16 protein-coding genes are annotated in these 14,075 nt (G+C 63.0%); 6 read left to right on the top strand and 10 right to left on the bottom strand.

Translation table 11 applies throughout. The annotated features are described in order from the left end of the window. Positions 1–9 precede the first annotated feature (9 nt). The 3 genes from GGD66_RS02210 to GGD66_RS02220 all read right to left on the bottom strand — a co-directional run bounded on the left by GGD66_RS02210 (position 10) and on the right by GGD66_RS02220 (position 3,197). Positions 10–1,359, bottom strand: a complete 1,350-nt coding sequence (locus tag GGD66_RS02210; protein WP_092261981.1) for a TRAP transporter large permease subunit — start codon at positions 1,357–1,359, stop codon at positions 10–12. Next, positions 1,356–1,958: a TRAP transporter small permease subunit gene (locus GGD66_RS02215; protein ID WP_183256761.1), complete on the bottom strand. Its 603-nt coding sequence runs from the start codon at positions 1,956–1,958 to the stop codon at positions 1,356–1,358. Before GGD66_RS02215 ends, GGD66_RS02210 begins: the two co-directional genes overlap by 4 nt. A gap of 111 nt (positions 1,959–2,069) precedes the next feature. Further along, the gene (locus tag GGD66_RS02220) at positions 2,070–3,197 is read right to left on the bottom strand and encodes a TRAP transporter substrate-binding protein (RefSeq protein ID WP_018322913.1); all 1,128 of its coding nucleotides are present in this window, start codon (positions 3,195–3,197) and stop codon (positions 2,070–2,072) included. Between the two features lie 619 nt (positions 3,198–3,816). On the opposite strand from GGD66_RS02220, the gene GGD66_RS02225 reads away from it, so the two are divergent. After that, entirely contained in the window at positions 3,817–5,439 is a 1,623-nt protein-coding gene (locus tag GGD66_RS02225) for an ABC-F family ATP-binding cassette domain-containing protein (protein ID WP_028144936.1), read from the top strand. Positions 5,440–5,734: 295 nt separating this feature from the next. On the opposite strand, the gene GGD66_RS02230 is transcribed toward GGD66_RS02225, so the two are convergent. Continuing rightward, on the bottom strand, positions 5,735–6,262 hold the full coding sequence (locus tag GGD66_RS02230) for an REP-associated tyrosine transposase (protein WP_183256762.1): 528 nt from the start codon (positions 6,260–6,262) through the stop codon (positions 5,735–5,737). A 130-nt stretch (positions 6,263–6,392) separates the two neighbouring features. Between GGD66_RS02230 and GGD66_RS02235 the strand changes: the two genes are divergently transcribed. Then, positions 6,393–7,268: an MBL fold metallo-hydrolase gene (locus tag GGD66_RS02235; RefSeq protein ID WP_183256763.1), complete on the top strand. Its 876-nt coding sequence runs from the start codon at positions 6,393–6,395 to the stop codon at positions 7,266–7,268. A 166-nt stretch (positions 7,269–7,434) separates the two neighbouring features. Here GGD66_RS02235 and GGD66_RS02240 read toward each other — a convergent pair whose 3' ends face one another. After that, positions 7,435–7,683: a hypothetical protein gene (locus GGD66_RS02240; RefSeq protein WP_183256764.1), complete on the bottom strand. Its 249-nt coding sequence runs from the start codon at positions 7,681–7,683 to the stop codon at positions 7,435–7,437. A gap of 205 nt (positions 7,684–7,888) precedes the next feature. Here GGD66_RS02240 and GGD66_RS02245 point away from each other — a divergent pair, with 205 nt between their 5' ends. After that, positions 7,889–8,356 (top strand): cupin domain-containing protein, encoded by a 468-nt coding sequence (locus tag GGD66_RS02245; protein ID WP_092261985.1) that lies wholly within the window; start codon positions 7,889–7,891, stop codon positions 8,354–8,356. A gap of 15 nt (positions 8,357–8,371) precedes the next feature. Here GGD66_RS02245 and GGD66_RS02250 read toward each other — a convergent pair whose 3' ends face one another. Further along, entirely contained in the window at positions 8,372–8,935 is a 564-nt protein-coding gene (locus GGD66_RS02250) for a TetR/AcrR family transcriptional regulator (protein ID WP_183256765.1), read from the bottom strand. An 87-nt stretch (positions 8,936–9,022) separates the two neighbouring features. On the opposite strand from GGD66_RS02250, the gene GGD66_RS02255 reads away from it, so the two are divergent. Further along, entirely contained in the window at positions 9,023–9,394 is a 372-nt protein-coding gene (locus GGD66_RS02255; protein ID WP_183256766.1) for a nuclear transport factor 2 family protein, read from the top strand. A 47-nt stretch (positions 9,395–9,441) separates the two neighbouring features. Here the strand turns inward: GGD66_RS02255 and GGD66_RS02260 are convergent, their stop codons facing one another. Next, positions 9,442–10,404, bottom strand: a complete 963-nt coding sequence (locus GGD66_RS02260; protein WP_183256767.1) for an alpha/beta hydrolase — start codon at positions 10,402–10,404, stop codon at positions 9,442–9,444. A 266-nt stretch (positions 10,405–10,670) separates the two neighbouring features. Here GGD66_RS02260 and GGD66_RS02265 point away from each other — a divergent pair, with 266 nt between their 5' ends. Then, positions 10,671–10,835, top strand: coding sequence for a hypothetical protein (locus GGD66_RS02265; protein WP_246788759.1), 165 nt, complete (start codon positions 10,671–10,673; stop codon positions 10,833–10,835). A 133-nt stretch (positions 10,836–10,968) separates the two neighbouring features. Further along, complete coding sequence (locus GGD66_RS02270; protein WP_018322924.1) at positions 10,969–11,172, top strand: hypothetical protein; 204 nt, start codon at positions 10,969–10,971, stop codon at positions 11,170–11,172. A gap of 27 nt (positions 11,173–11,199) precedes the next feature. On the opposite strand, the gene GGD66_RS02275 is transcribed toward GGD66_RS02270, so the two are convergent. Genes GGD66_RS02275 through GGD66_RS02285 form a run of 3 tightly spaced genes read right to left on the bottom strand, consistent with a single transcriptional unit; the run spans position 11,200 to position 13,809 of the window. Beyond that, positions 11,200–12,318 (bottom strand): HD-GYP domain-containing protein, encoded by a 1,119-nt coding sequence (locus tag GGD66_RS02275; protein WP_183256768.1) that lies wholly within the window; start codon positions 12,316–12,318, stop codon positions 11,200–11,202. A 51-nt stretch (positions 12,319–12,369) separates the two neighbouring features. Next, complete coding sequence (locus GGD66_RS02280; protein ID WP_028144927.1) at positions 12,370–12,702, bottom strand: PilZ domain-containing protein; 333 nt, start codon at positions 12,700–12,702, stop codon at positions 12,370–12,372. A 3-nt stretch (positions 12,703–12,705) separates the two neighbouring features. After that, positions 12,706–13,809: a DUF2336 domain-containing protein gene (locus GGD66_RS02285; protein ID WP_183256769.1), complete on the bottom strand. Its 1,104-nt coding sequence runs from the start codon at positions 13,807–13,809 to the stop codon at positions 12,706–12,708. Positions 13,810–14,075 lie beyond the last annotated feature (266 nt).

Below are 14,075 nucleotides of genomic sequence, written 5' to 3' on the forward strand. Positions count from 1 at the left end.
CGGGTCCGCTCATCGGGATCCATAGAGATAGGTGGGCAGCCACAATGCGATCTCCGGGAAGATGTAGACCAACGCCATGGTGAGGAAGACGAGGCCGACAAAGGGAAGCGCGCCGGAGAAGATGTCGGTTAGCTTCACCTGAGGCGGCGCCACGCCCTTCAGATAGAAGGCGGCCATCGCGACCGGCGGCGTGTTGAACGCCGTCTGCGTGTTCAGTGCCACCAGGATGCCGAAGAAGATCGGATCGATGCCGTATTGGGGAAGCAGCGGCAGGAAAATCGGCACGAAGATGATGATGATCTCGGTCCATTCCAGTGGCCAACCGAGCAGAAAGATGATCAGCTGGGTCAGCAGCAGGAACTGGATCGGCGAAAGGTCCATCGAGGTGAAGAACTGCTCCACCACCGACTGTCCGCCAAGGACGGCAAACACCGCGGAAAACGTCCACGACCCGATGAACAGGTAGCAAACCATCGCGGTGGCGCGCACGGTCAGATACACGGATTCGCGCAGCATCTCGTAGTTGAGCGAACGATAGGCGGCCGCCAGAACCATGCTCATGAGGGCACCCACCGCGGCCGCCTCGGATGGCGTTGCCAAGCCAAACAGAATCGCGCCGAGCACCGAAACGATAAGCAACGCAAGTGGCAGGAATGACGTGGCAAGTGCCCAGACGACCTTGGACGTCGGCACGTCGGTCTGCTCGCGCGGCAGCTTCGGCGCGAGCGCGGGATTGATGATCGCGCGGGTCATCGCATAGAGGACGTAGAAGCCAGCGAGCAAGAATCCCGGAAAGAACGCGGCCGCATAAAGCTTGACCGCTGAAACGCCGGCGGTCGCCGCATAGACAATCAGGAGAATGCTCGGCGGAATCAGGATGCCGAGGCAGCCACCGGCGCAGACCACGCCTGCCGACAGCTTGGTGTCGTAGCCCGCTCGCAACATCGCGGGCAGGGCCAGCAGGCCCATCAGCGTGACAACGGCGCCGACAATGCCGGTGGCGGTCGCGAACATCGCGCAGGTGATCAGCGTGGCCACCGCAAGCGCGCCCGGCACGTTCTTCATCGACAATTGCAGCGAGTAGAACAGGCGGTCGAGAATGTTGGCGCGTTCGATCAAATAGCCCATGAACAGGAAGAGCGGAACCGCGACTAGAACGTCGCTGGACGTGACCTCGAACGTCTTCTGCACCAGCAGCGTGAAGATGCGATTCTGGAAGAAGTCCTGACCGGGGGTGTAGTAGGCATAGTAGCCGAACGAGACGCCCATCGCCATCAGCGTGAAGGCTATCGGGAATCCGAGCATGATGATGAAGATGAAGAGGCCCAACATCAGCATGCCGAGTTGAGGATCGGTCATGCGCCTGGTCCCTTCTCGCGCTGCGGCTCAACCGCCTGCTGTTGATGCTCGCGGATGACGAGGCTCTCGGTTTCTTCCACGTCGTGCAGGCGTTGCGGCCATCGGCCGGTGCGGATGCAAAGCACACAGCGAATGATTTCGGCGATCCCTTGCAGGAACAGAAGGAAGCCGGTGAGCGGGATCAGCGCCTTCAGCGGAAACACCGGCACGCCGGCCGGACTGAAGATGCTGACCTCGCGGAACCGCACCGACATCTGGGCGTAATTCCAGCCCGCATACATCAGCGCCCCGATCGCCGGCAGGAAGAACAGGATATACAGGACGAGGTCCATCGTTGCCTGGGTGCGCGGCGACCAGAGGCGGTAGACCACGTCGGCGCGGACATGGCCGTTGCGGGAGAGCGTATATGCGCCGGCCATCAGAAACATCGCGCCATAGGTGATGTAGCTGATGTCGAAAGCCCAAGTGGTCGGCGCACGCAGCACGTAGCGCACGAACACCTCGTAGCTGATCCCCAGCGTAAGGACGAGAATCAGCCATGCAAACGCCTTGCCGACCCACGTGCTCAGCTCGTCGATGAAGAACAGAAATTTCGTCATGCGAGCCGAACTCGCTGCGAGCAATACATCCGGACGTCCCCCTAATTCGTGGGCGGCGCTTCGATCGCGCCGTCCCTCTATACGGCCTCACGCCAAGCGCCGCGACAGCCCTCAGACCTTGAGCACGCCAGGAAAGTGATGCTCGAAGGCGCCGCGGTAGTCCGTCGCGTTATTCGTGTTGTAGTAGACCACGCGGCGCACCCATTCCTTCTGCGAGTCCATGACTTTCTTCATGAACGGATCGGAGCCGAGCTGGGCGATCAGACCGTCCCATGCCTTGATCTGCGCGTCGAACACCGACTTCGGCGTCCGCGCGACGTTGACCTTGTCCTTGTTAATCAGCTCCTGCAGGTCCTTCGAATAATAATCCATGGCTTTCCATTCGTTGGCGGAGGACACAGCTTCGGCGGCGTATTGCAGGATCGCCTGCTGTTCCTTCGGCAGCGCGTTGAATTTCGTCCGGTTGAACATGATCTCGAAATATTCCGTCGCCTGATGATGGCTGCCCATCATGTAGTTCTTGGCGACATCCTGCGCGCCGAAGCGCCGGTCCGAGGTCGGATTGTTGAATTCGAACCCGTCGATCACGCCGCGCTCCATCGCGGGCACGATCTCGCCACCGGGTAGCTGCGCGACGGATGCACCCATCGCCTGGAAGAGATCGGCGGCCAGGCCCACCGTGCGATACTTCAAGCCCTTGAGGTCATCCGCGCTGGTGATGGGCTTCTTGAACCAACCGAGCGGCTGGGTCGGCATCGGCATGGCGAAGAAGCTCTTGATGTTGACGTTCATGATCTTGGTCTGGAGCTCCTCAAACAGCTCCTTGCCGCCGCCGTTGTGGATCCAGCCGAGGCCTTCGTTGGCGTTGAAGCCGAACACGGGGCCTGTACCGAACAGCGAGGCGGCCTTGTGCTTGCCATACCAGTAGACAGTGACCGTGTGTGCGGCGTCGATCTGGCCGCCATGAACGCCATCGAATACCTGGAACGGATGCACGACCGAGCCGCCGACCAGATAGTCGATGCGCAGTCGACCTCCGGCCATCTCGTTGACGCGCTTCACATAGTCTTCGGCCATTTCGTTGAAGACATCGGCCTTGCCCCACGAGCCCTGCATCTTCAGGGTCGCCGTTTGCGCGCGGCTGACTTGCGGCATGGCGATGGTGGCAGCGCCGGCGGCGCCGGCCGTCAGCAAGAATTTGCGACGAGTGGTTCTGGTCTTTTCAGACTTTACAGTCATGGACGTCCTCCCTGGCGGCTTCGTCGTTCGAACGCGTTTCGGTGCGCTTTTCGTTGATAACCGCTGGAGGTAGGCCGCATTCCAGCGACTTTGATCGAAGTTTGGACGTATTGCCGGCATCCGACAAGCTACCCGATGTCGCATTCCTTAGTCTTAGGCGATCCCATTCGAGCGTTCAGTAGTGAGATACTCACGGGCCTGTCGCGGCGCAGCAAAGACGAAGGCGAACGTCTGCATCGCGGCGTTCGCATGTTGAGTCTCGACAGGAATGTTGTGGCCGAGCCGGCTGACCGTCACGAGACTATGCCAACTCCAGTCGCCGGATGTGTGGAAGTCATCTAGACCACGGCATAGGCCAATGACCTTCCAAAGATCGGAGGGGGCGGAAACGCTCGGCGCAAGCTCCCGCATGATGTGGAGCACAAGCCGCGAGTGACAGCGGGGCTGGCCGCCGGCAGCCCGCTCCGGGGCTGTCGGTCGCGGTTTAGTTGCCCTGAGCGGTCGGGCCCATGACAGGAGGCGGCATCGGCCTAGTCCGATTTCGTACCCCGCCGGGCTTCCCCTCAGCGCCGGCATGCCCTATGACGCTGCAACGCAAAAATCCCCCCAAAAGATAGTCATGATCCGCCTCGACAACGTCAGCAAGCAAGCCGGCCACCAGATCCTTTTCATTGAAGCCTCCGCGGCCCTCAACAAGGGGGAGAAGATCGGCCTGGTCGGGCCGAACGGCGCCGGCAAGACCACGCTGTTCCGGATGATCGCCGGTGAGGAACTGCCCGACGAGGGGCAGGTTTCGACCGATCGCGGTATCACCATCGGCTATTTCAACCAGGACGTCGGCGAGATGTCGGGCCGCAGTGCCGTGGCCGAGGTGATGGACGGGGCCGGCCCCGTCAGCGAGGTCGCGGCCGAGCTGCGCGAGCTCGAGGCCGCCATGGCCGATCCTGACAAAGCCGACCAGATGGACGAGATCATCACCCGCTACGGCGAGGTGCAGCACCGTTTCGAGGAGCTCGACGGCTACGCGCTTGACGGCCGCGCGCGCGAAGCGCTGTCCGGCCTCGGCTTCAGCCAGGAGATGATGGACGGCGACGTCGGAAAACTCTCCGGCGGCTGGAAGATGCGCGTAGCGCTGGCGCGTATTCTTTTGATGCGCCCGGACGTGATGCTGCTCGACGAGCCGAGCAACCATCTCGATCTCGAAAGCCTGATCTGGCTGGAAAAATTCCTGCACGATTACGAAGGCACGCTGCTGATGACTTCGCATGATCGCGAGTTCATCAACCGCGTGATCTCAAAAGTGATCGAGATCGATAGCGGCTCGCTCACCACCTATACCGGCGACTACGAATTCTACGAGCAGCAGCGCGCGCAGAACGAGAAGCAGCAGCAGGCGCAGTTCGAGCGCCAGCAGGCGATGCTCGCCAAGGAGATCAAGTTCATCGAGCGCTTCAAGGCGCGCGCCTCGCATGCCGCCCAGGTGCAGAGCCGGGTGAAGAAGCTCGACAAGATCGAGCGGGTCGAGCCGCCGCGCCGCCGCCAGAGCGTGGCATTCGATTTTCCGCCGGCACCGCGTTCGGGCGAGGACGTCGTGGCGCTCAAGAACGTGCACAAGGGCTACGGAGCCAAGCGCATCTATGACGGGCTCGATTTCATGATCCGGCGCAGGGAGCGCTGGTGCGTGATGGGCGTCAACGGCGCCGGCAAGTCGACGCTGCTCAAGCTCGTTGCGGGCGCGAGCGAGCCGGACCAAGGCACGGTGGCGGTCGGCGGCAGCGTCAAGATGGGCTATTTCGCCCAGCACGCGATGGACCTGCTCGACGGCGAGCAGACGGTGTTTCAGTCGCTCGAATACGCGTTTCCGACCGCCGGGCAGGGAAGCCTGCGCGCGCTCGCCGGCTGCTTCGGCTTCTCCGGCGACGACGTCGAGAAGCGCTGCCGCGTGCTGTCAGGCGGCGAGAAGGCGCGGCTGGTGATGGCCAAGATGCTGTTCGACCCGCCGAACTTCCTGGTGCTGGACGAGCCGACCAACCATCTCGACCTCGCCACCAAGGAAATGCTGATCACGGCGCTTTCGGATTTCGAGGGCACCATGCTGTTCGTCTCGCATGACCGGCATTTTCTGGCGACATTGTCGAACCGGGTGCTGGAGCTGACACCGGAAGGCATCCACCAGTTCGGCGGCGGCTACACGGAATATGTTGCGCGCACCGGGCAGGAGGCGCCGGGGTTGCGGTCGTAATTGGGGGGCGGGTAGCCCGGATGGAGCGCAGCGCAATCCGGGATTCGTGCCACATGGGCAGTCGTGCGATGCGGATGGTCGCCCCGGATTACGCTTCGCTCCATCCAGGCTACGAAGTGCAGGTCGTTGGACCCGTAGCCCGGATGAAGCGCAGCGCAATCCGGGATTCGTGCCACATGGGCAGTCGTGCGATGCGGATGGTCGCCCCGGATTACGCTTCGTTCCATCCAGGCTACGAAGTGCAGGTTGTTGGGCCCGTAGCCCGGATGAAGCGCAGCGCAATCCGGGGTTAGTCTCAACGTTCGCCGAAATTGCCTGTGATCTCGCCAACGCCTCCCCAATCGGGAGCGAGCATACCAGCCCGAACGTAGCGATGGAGCGATGAGTACGGCCAATCGACCGGTGACGCGACGAGCCCGTGCTTGACCGGGTTATAATGAATGTAATCGGCGCATCGTTCGAAATCCGCATCGTCGCGGACGGTGTGCTCCCAGAAACGCTTTTGACACAAAGCGAATTCGCCACGGTCGTTGCGGGAGATCGGGGCGCCGGACGACGCCAGCCGGTGAGTGAATAGGCTCTTGATCCGCCGCCATCTCCCGGAGAAGTCAGCGTCTTCGTCCGGGAGCGTCATGATGACGTGCAGGTGATCGGGCAGGATCACGATCGCGTCGATCTCGAATGGTCGTTCGGCCCGTGTGACGCGGAATGCACCGCGCAGTTGGTCGACATGATCGATCAGCGCGGACGATGTTCGATCGTCCAGCGTCACGGTGAAGAAGAAGGTGCCGCCGGGAAGAAGATTGCGCCGATAGCGAACCATGCAGACCGTCCCGGATTACGCTTCGCTTCATCCGGGCTACAACCAGATCGAGAGATTTGCAATCAATTCGCTCGCTTGAACGCCCCGGCCGCCCTCGCTACGCTTTTGAAAAAAGGGGAGTGAAACGGCGATGAAGCAACTCCGGATCGGCGACATCACCATCGACGCCGTGATTGAGCGGGAAGGGCCGTGGCGGCGGCCGCGGGATTTCTTCCCGGCCTATGACGAGGGCGTGTTCGGCCGTCATCGGCCGACGATGGAGCCCGAGGTGTTCGACGCCGCGCGCGGCATGATGGTCATCACCTACCAGACCTTTGTCGTGCGCACGCCCCGCTACACCATTTTGGTCGATACCTGCACCGGCGAGGACAAGGGCCATCCGCCGCCGTTCGATTTTCCGAGCAAGGAGCGCTGGCGCAACGGGCTGTTCGCGCTCGGCATCGGTTTTGAGCAGATCGACTACGTGTTCTGCACGCATCTGCATATCGATCACACCGGCTGGAACACGAGTTTGCGCGACGGCCGCTGGGTGCCGACATTTCCGAATGCGAAATACGTCTTTCACAAGGGTGAATACGCGGCCTGGGAAGCGGAGAACGCCAAGGGCAGCAATCCGCCCGGCACCGTGTTTCGCGACAATTGCCTGCCGATCGTCGAAGCGGGGCAGGCGCTCTTGGTCGACGACGATTACGCGCTCGACGACACCATCACGCTGACGCCGACGCCGGGGCACTCGCCCTGTCATTGCTGCGTGAACATTGTCTCGAAGGGCCAGCGCGCGGTGGTCGCGGGCGACCTCATGCATCACCAGATCCAGTGCCGTGAGCCGGACTGGTCGGCGAAGCCGGATTGGGACCCGAAGCAATCGGCGCTCTCGCGGCGAAAATTCTTCGCCTCCGTGGCGGACACCGACACGCTGATTTTGCCGGTTCATTTCCCGGCGCCGACGGCGGGGCTGATCAAGCCGCTGGGCGACGCGTTTGATTATAAGTTCAAGCGGGAGTGAACCTCTTCACCTCGCCCCGCTTGCGGGGAGAGGTCGAATTTGCGCGAAGCGCAAATTCGGGTGAGGGGGACTCTCCTCCGGCTCAGCTGTCGCCGCCCCCGCGGAGACTCCCCCTCACCCCAACCCTCTCCCCGCAAGCGGGGCGAGGGGGTAGACCGAGCGCGCCTTATGCGCTGACCTCGCACTTCTTCATAAAGCTGTTCTTGGCAGCGCCGGCGAGCGGCTTGCCGTCGGCGCTGACGGCCTTGGGCGTGCAGGCGTCGGCCTTGCACTTCTTCAGGAACGAGGTCTTGGCGGCGCCGGCGAGCGGCTTGCCGTCCTTGCCGACCGCCTTGCTCTCGCAGGTTTCTTGCGCGAAGGCCGAGCCTGCTGCAAAGGTGGCAACGATTGCAGCCAGGATAATCCGCTTCATCATAGGTGTCTCCGTAAACCAGAAATGGCGGAGAGATTGGAGCCGGGAATCGTGGCGCAATCAAGCTGGATGAGGGCCTGCCGTCCGGTCCGGCTGGCGATTTTTTCGAGTGGGAGTTGGCAACAGGCTCGCTTCCTGTTGCACTGCTCGCTGACCGCGGCGGGCAATGCTGCTAGGCTTGGCCAGCTCAGCTGGATGGAGCATCGTGATGGACGCCGTGATCCCGAAACACTGGGAAGCCGCCGATCAGCATTCGCACCTGGTTCGGCCGCAAGACATGGATTGGCAGACGACGCGCTTTCCGGGGTGCGAGGCCAAGACACTGCTGTTCGATCGCCGCACCGGCCTGATGACCGCCTTGATGCGGTTTGCGCCGGGATCGGTGCTGCCCGACCACGAGCATGTCGGCATCGAGCAGAGCTGGGTGATCGAAGGCGCACTCGTCGACAAGGAGGGGCCGGCCAAGGGCATCGCCTGCAAGGCCGGCGAATTCATCTGGCGCGAGGCAGGCAGCCGGCATGCCGCCTGGTGTCCGGACGGGGCCCTGATCCTCGCGATCTTCCAGGTGCCGAACAAGTTCTTCGAAGCCGACGGCCGCGTGGTCGACGCCGCCGGCCAGGATTGGGACGAGACTTGGGGGCACACCGGCGCAGAGGGAACGCGGAGCGCGCGATAGGCCGCTCTGCACAGTCTAAACCTTGCCGTCGATGCTTCTGACGAGCATGGCGACCTGAACGGCGATCAAGCGCCGCATCTCCTTGCCGCTCCTGGCTGTTTCCCGCAGTCCGCGCATGCCGAACACGAGGCAGCGCGCCAAAACTTCGGGCTCGTCCGCTCCCCTTGCGGACCGCACCTGATCCCCGATGAGCTCGACGACCAGGGACTGGAAATTGTCATAGACCTGTCGGACTGCGGGGAAGCGGAGGTCGAAGAGATCGGCCGAATCCGGATGCGCCTCGACCAGGTCGAAGCCATGACATCCCCAGGATTTGCAAGCGTGGAGCAGCTTGGCGTGAAGCCCGTCGAGGCGGGCGATCGCGGCCCTGATCTCGCGATGCTTCTGCTCGTCCATTCCCTGGATGACTGCCGCGAACGCCGCGTCCTTGTCGGGGAAGAGCAGGTAGAGCGCGGGCCGCGAAATCCCCGCCTCAGAGGCGATGTCGCCCATCGTCGTTCGGGCATAGCCGTAGCGCGAAAAGACCGTGGTCGCAGCCGCGACGGCAAGCTGTTCTTTCGAGGCGCGGGATTGAACCATGATCTCCCCATCAATCGTCCGCATCTTGACAAAATGTCGATAATTGTCAATTTGTCATGATCAGGAAAAGCAAGAGGGTGTTGCGAGATGAACGACGAAGCGCGACTGGGGACGTGGAACGCCTATCAGGCCGCATGGGGGCCCGTTGAGGAGAGCGAACGGCGTCGGCTGCTCGAACAGAGCGTGGCCGCCGATTGCGTGTACACGGATCCGGGCTCGCAGGTGGCGGGGCGGGAAGCCTTGATGGCCCGCATCGGGCAGACGCAGCAAAAATTTCCGGGCGCCTACTTCAGGAACGACAGCTTCCTCGAACACCACGAGCAGGCGCTTTTCCGCTGGACCATGTACGACGGCGCCGGCCGCGTCTTCGTCAAGGGCGAGAGCTTCGGCCGCTTTGGCGAAGATGGTCGCCTGGTTCAGGCGACCGGCTTCTTCGATGTGGCGGCGGCCACCGGCTGACCGTCCGCTGCCGCTAGAGATCGGGTCCGCCGTGTCTCGGCTCTGCGTCAGGTCCCGCGCGCCAGCAGGGCCTTGAAGTCGGCTCGCGCGCGCTGCGCCTCGGCACGCGCCACGTCCGAGGCGTCGCCCATGCCGAAATAGCCGTGGATCAGGCCGGGGCCCTCATGGTGCTTGACCCGCACGCCGGCGGCCTCCAGCGCCCGCGCATAGGCAGCGCCCTCGTCGCGCAGGGGATCGAACCAGGCGGTGGTCACGACCGCGGGTGCAAGGCCCGCAAGTGAGGCGGCCCGCAGCGGCGAGACGCGCCAATCAAGGGCGTGATCGGGCTCGGCGAGATAATGGCCGCAAAACCATTCCATCGTGGCACGCGTCAGAAAGTAGCCCTCGGCATTCTCGGCGCGTGAGGGATAGCGCGCGTTCTCGCGCACGTCGGCGTAAGCGCCGAGGACGTCGGTCACGGGGTAGACCAGCAATTGCGCGGCGAGCTTGATGCCAGCATCGCGGCAGGCGATCGCAGTGGTCGCGGCGAGATTGCCGCCGGCGCTGTCGCCGGCAACGCCGAGGCGTTTTGCGTCGCCGCCAAATTCCGCGACGCGGTCGAAGATATCACTCACGGCGGCGAAGGCGTCCTCGAACGCGCCCGGAAAGCGCGTCTCCGGCGGGCGGCGATAGTCGACGGAGATGACGACAGCGCCGGTCTCGATCGCAAGATTGCGCGCCTGCCGGTCATGGGTCTCGAGGTCGCCCGCGACCCAGCCGCCGCCGTGGAAGAACACCACGGTTGGCGCGGGCGTGCTGCCGATCCGGTAGACGCGTGCAGGAAGCGGGCCGGCGCCACCTTTCACCTTGATGTCCTCGACGCTGGCGACGGGCGGCGGCGCAATGGCGGCGCGCGAGGCAGCCAGTGCGCGCAAGGAATCGCGGGCGGTCGGTGGCGTCATGACCGTGGGATCGCGCATCGGCATGAGCGGAATGATCTGGGCGATGACGGGATCGAGTGGCGCGGCCATGGTTGCGGTCCTCCAGGGTTCTTGGTCTTGCTTGCCGCTTAGCATAGATTTTGCGCGCCGCATCGGCAACCGGCGCCGTGTCGTCACGCCGGTGGATGAAGGGCAGGGAGGCTTTAGAGGGTGGACTTCGAAACGCTGGTCCAGTCACGCCGCAGCCGTGCGTAGCTTCAAGAACGAGCCAGGTCGATCTCGGTCCGCTCTGCTACGGCATCGTGCTCGCGGCGTGGGACCGCGGTCTCGGGTCTGTCATCAACGGGCAGGGCATCATGCGCTCCGACATCGTGCGCGAGGTCGCGAAAAATTCCGGAGGACGAGGTGATCATGACCTGCGTCGCGATGGGCTATCCCGACGACGACTTGCCGCGAACGCCGTTCGCTCGGACCGCGAGCATAACGAAGAGTTCGTGCGCTACGTGGGTTTTGCCGATTAGCATCATGAAGAGGAGATTATTCTCTCGCAAAATTTTTTTGGTGCGGAGTCGTTCGCGGCCTCTTGCAATCTCGAAGATGCGGGAGGAACAATATGCAGACTGAGAGGTTTGTTGCTGGCGCGAGGGAATTGACATGCGGCGGCTGGCTAGCCTGGTTCGATGGTTCTTCGGCCCGCGGCTGCGGCGCCCCATCGATGCTGATCCAAGTCTTCCTTTCACACCCGAAGAGTTCGGCCGGCTGATACGCAGCGGCAGGCATGAGGACATGAAGCTGCTGGCCGACGGCCTGGCCTGCCGGTCCATCCCGCACCGCGCCAGCCATCGCGCGACCCATTAGGGTGCGTTCGAGACGGGTCTGTCGCGCTCACCGCGTGAGCGCGACCTGCTTGAATGAGTGGACCAGAGCCTTCTCCAGCTTCCCATTCATCCCGCACAAGACGTTGTAGGCCTCCGCGCGCGGCATGGTCGGCTTGTAGTGCCGGCGCTCGATCAGCGCCGCGAAGATGTCCGAGATGGTCAAAATCCGCACGATGTCGCCAATGCTCTCGGCGCAGAGCGCATCGGGATAGCCGCTGCCGTCGAGGTACTCGTGATGATGACGAACGGCATCGAGAATTTCCGGTGAAATCTTGTCGTGCCCTTTCAGAAACGCGTGGCCCGCGGCTGGATGGGTCTCGATCTGGGCACGTTCTTCCGCATCGAGGCGGCCCGGCTTGTCGAGAATGGCCAGCGGAATCTGCGCCTTGCCGATGTCGTGGAACATGGCTGCCGAGTACAGACGCTCCAGATCGGCTCTTCCGACACCGAGGCTCAGGCCGAAGTCGATGGCGAGGCCGGTCACGAGCAGGCAGTGCTGATAGGTTCCCTCGTGGTGGCGCCGTACCGTCGAGAGCCATTCCGAAAGACCTCGCTCGACTATGCGATCGGCGATCTGGCGGCCGGCCTCCTTGGTGCCGTCTATGTCAAGAGGTTGGCCCAGGGTCACAGCCGTGAACATCGATGCGACAGCGGTCGCCGCCGCCTCGACGGCGTTGTCCGGTTGCAGTGTGTCGCCTGACGCAGCGGACGATCCGTCGGCCGGATCGGTTAGTGCCGCCAGCAGTTTGGTCCGGCCGACAGTGCTGGGAAGGACCAGCGTCGCCCCGAGCGCGTAGGCTTGCGAGATACCAACGTGAGAGCTGTGCTCGAGGAGAAATATCCGCTTCTTCGCCTTGGCGAGCTTGCCAGCCCGTCTCTTGAGGGCAGCGATATTGTCGACGTCGCGCAGGTCCGCGCGGATGACGATGGCGGCGGGCACCTGCGACAGCTTGGCTTCGGCGTCCAGCCGTTCGCCGGCGACGGCGAAACGGTCCTCAAGGATCGTGCAGACGCCGGCCAGCCTGTCGGACGTATCCGCCAGCACATGCACGAAGGAGCGGGCCGCTTCCTTCTCGCGGATGCCGTCCGCGTTGACGGGGCTGAGGATGGTTCGCGCGTTCTGCACGGCTCGACCTGGACTATCGTGGATTGCAATAATTGGGATGAATTTGTAGGCCTATTTGCTTCGGGCGACGGTCTGCGTAGCAGCCGAGGGTGCGCTCGCCGGCTTCTTTTTGCCGTCAGCGGTGACGAAGTGAATGCCGGCCGTGGTGCCATCGATCCAGACCAACTCGCAGCGCCGATAGGCGAGCCCGGTCGACGACAGCAGCATGAAGAATTCCTTGGCCTGCAGCACGTCCAGCGTGCCCTCGACCTCGACCTTTGCGCCTGTCTGCGACACGTCGAGCAGAACGCAGCTGCGCCGCCATGTGCCGTCAGAGCCCATCAGATTGACGGCCTGCCTGTGGTCCATCCGCACGCGCGCCGCCTTGCGGCCGTCGAACTTCATCGGCTACCCCCCCGTTTTTGCGCGGCGATCTCGCCGACTGCTCTCCTTGACGCTTGCGGCGATTTCCCCCCAACGCACCGTCCACTGACTGGTCGACAGCAGCAGCGTCTCGAAAACGTGTTGTGCGCGTTCGCGCTCGGTAAAGGAAAGCCTGGTGCCGCTGCGGTTGCTCAGGATGGCAAGCGTGGTCTGCCAGTTTAGCCGCGACGCCCGGCAGGCCATCACCAGGCCTTCGCAATCGCCGTCGGTCATGACGTGCTCGACGATCTCGATGGGGGTCCCCGAAAGCACCGACAAGGCGGTGAACAAATTGGCGGTCTCGCCGCGGATCGCGAAGCGGTTCACCGCAGAATCGTTGAGCTTGCCGATGCGGTTGAGCGCGATGATCTCCGGCCGTGCGCTTGCATAGGCGGCCGCGCTAGGCAGCTTGGGCACGATCGGCGCTGCCGCTCGAGGACACGAGACGGTGGAAGCCTTTGGCTCCGCGCGAGCGTCGGGGGCCGGCGAGGCCGGCAGCAATTTCCGCAGGACCGGATCTGGCGTGCCTGGTCTGAGCGCCAGGGCCTTCGTGAGTTCGTCATCGCTTGCGCACGTTTCAACGAGCGCGACGTAGGCGGCATCGGAGAACCGCGCCCCTGCGTTGCTGATCAGCGCAAGGTGAACGGCGCGGCCGCCGCGCTTGATGAGCGTCTCGGTCAATCGGGGTTCGATGCGCGCTCGGACAGCGATCGCGAGTTGCTGCGGTTCGCCGCTCGAGATCGCGATTGTTTCGAGATCGGACGTGGAGAGCGCCTGCGATTTGAGCAGAACGGGGCAGGCCACGCCGGGATCGTCGTGTAAGGCAAGACGTTGCAGGGTCTTCGGCGGAGCCACTTTGAGCTCGGCAAGCGCCGCGCCGAGTTGAATCAATGCGCTGGCCTCGACCCGCTCCGTCAATCGAAGCAGGACGCCGTCGACCACACTGGCCAGCAATTCCTGAGGCCGGTCGCGGCCGCCGGTGAGCAGCTGCAAAATGCCTTCGAGGATGCGAGCGCAGCGGTCCAGCGGGCAAGTTGCGACCGCATCCTCCAACTCGACCAAAATATCAGCAGGCGAATTTGCCATCATGGCAGGAGCCTGAAATAAAATAGCTATCGATTTAACGAGCTTTATTGGGCCTCAAAGATGTTAATTTTTAATTTTGAGAATTAAATCCCAGGGTTTTATACACCGCGGCATTTCGGGAAATGCTATCGAAAATCGGCAAGGCTCGACGTCCCGGCTTGTCCTTTCAGTTGGACCCTTCCCAATTGATCAGGACACGTTAGGATTGATTCTTCAGGTCCGACGAGAAACCACAAAGGGGAAGCGGATCGGCACCGTTGCCGGATGCG

Source organism: Bradyrhizobium sp. CIR48 (assembly GCF_014198315.1).
In the GTDB taxonomy this organism is placed as follows: domain Bacteria; phylum Pseudomonadota; class Alphaproteobacteria; order Rhizobiales; family Xanthobacteraceae; genus Bradyrhizobium.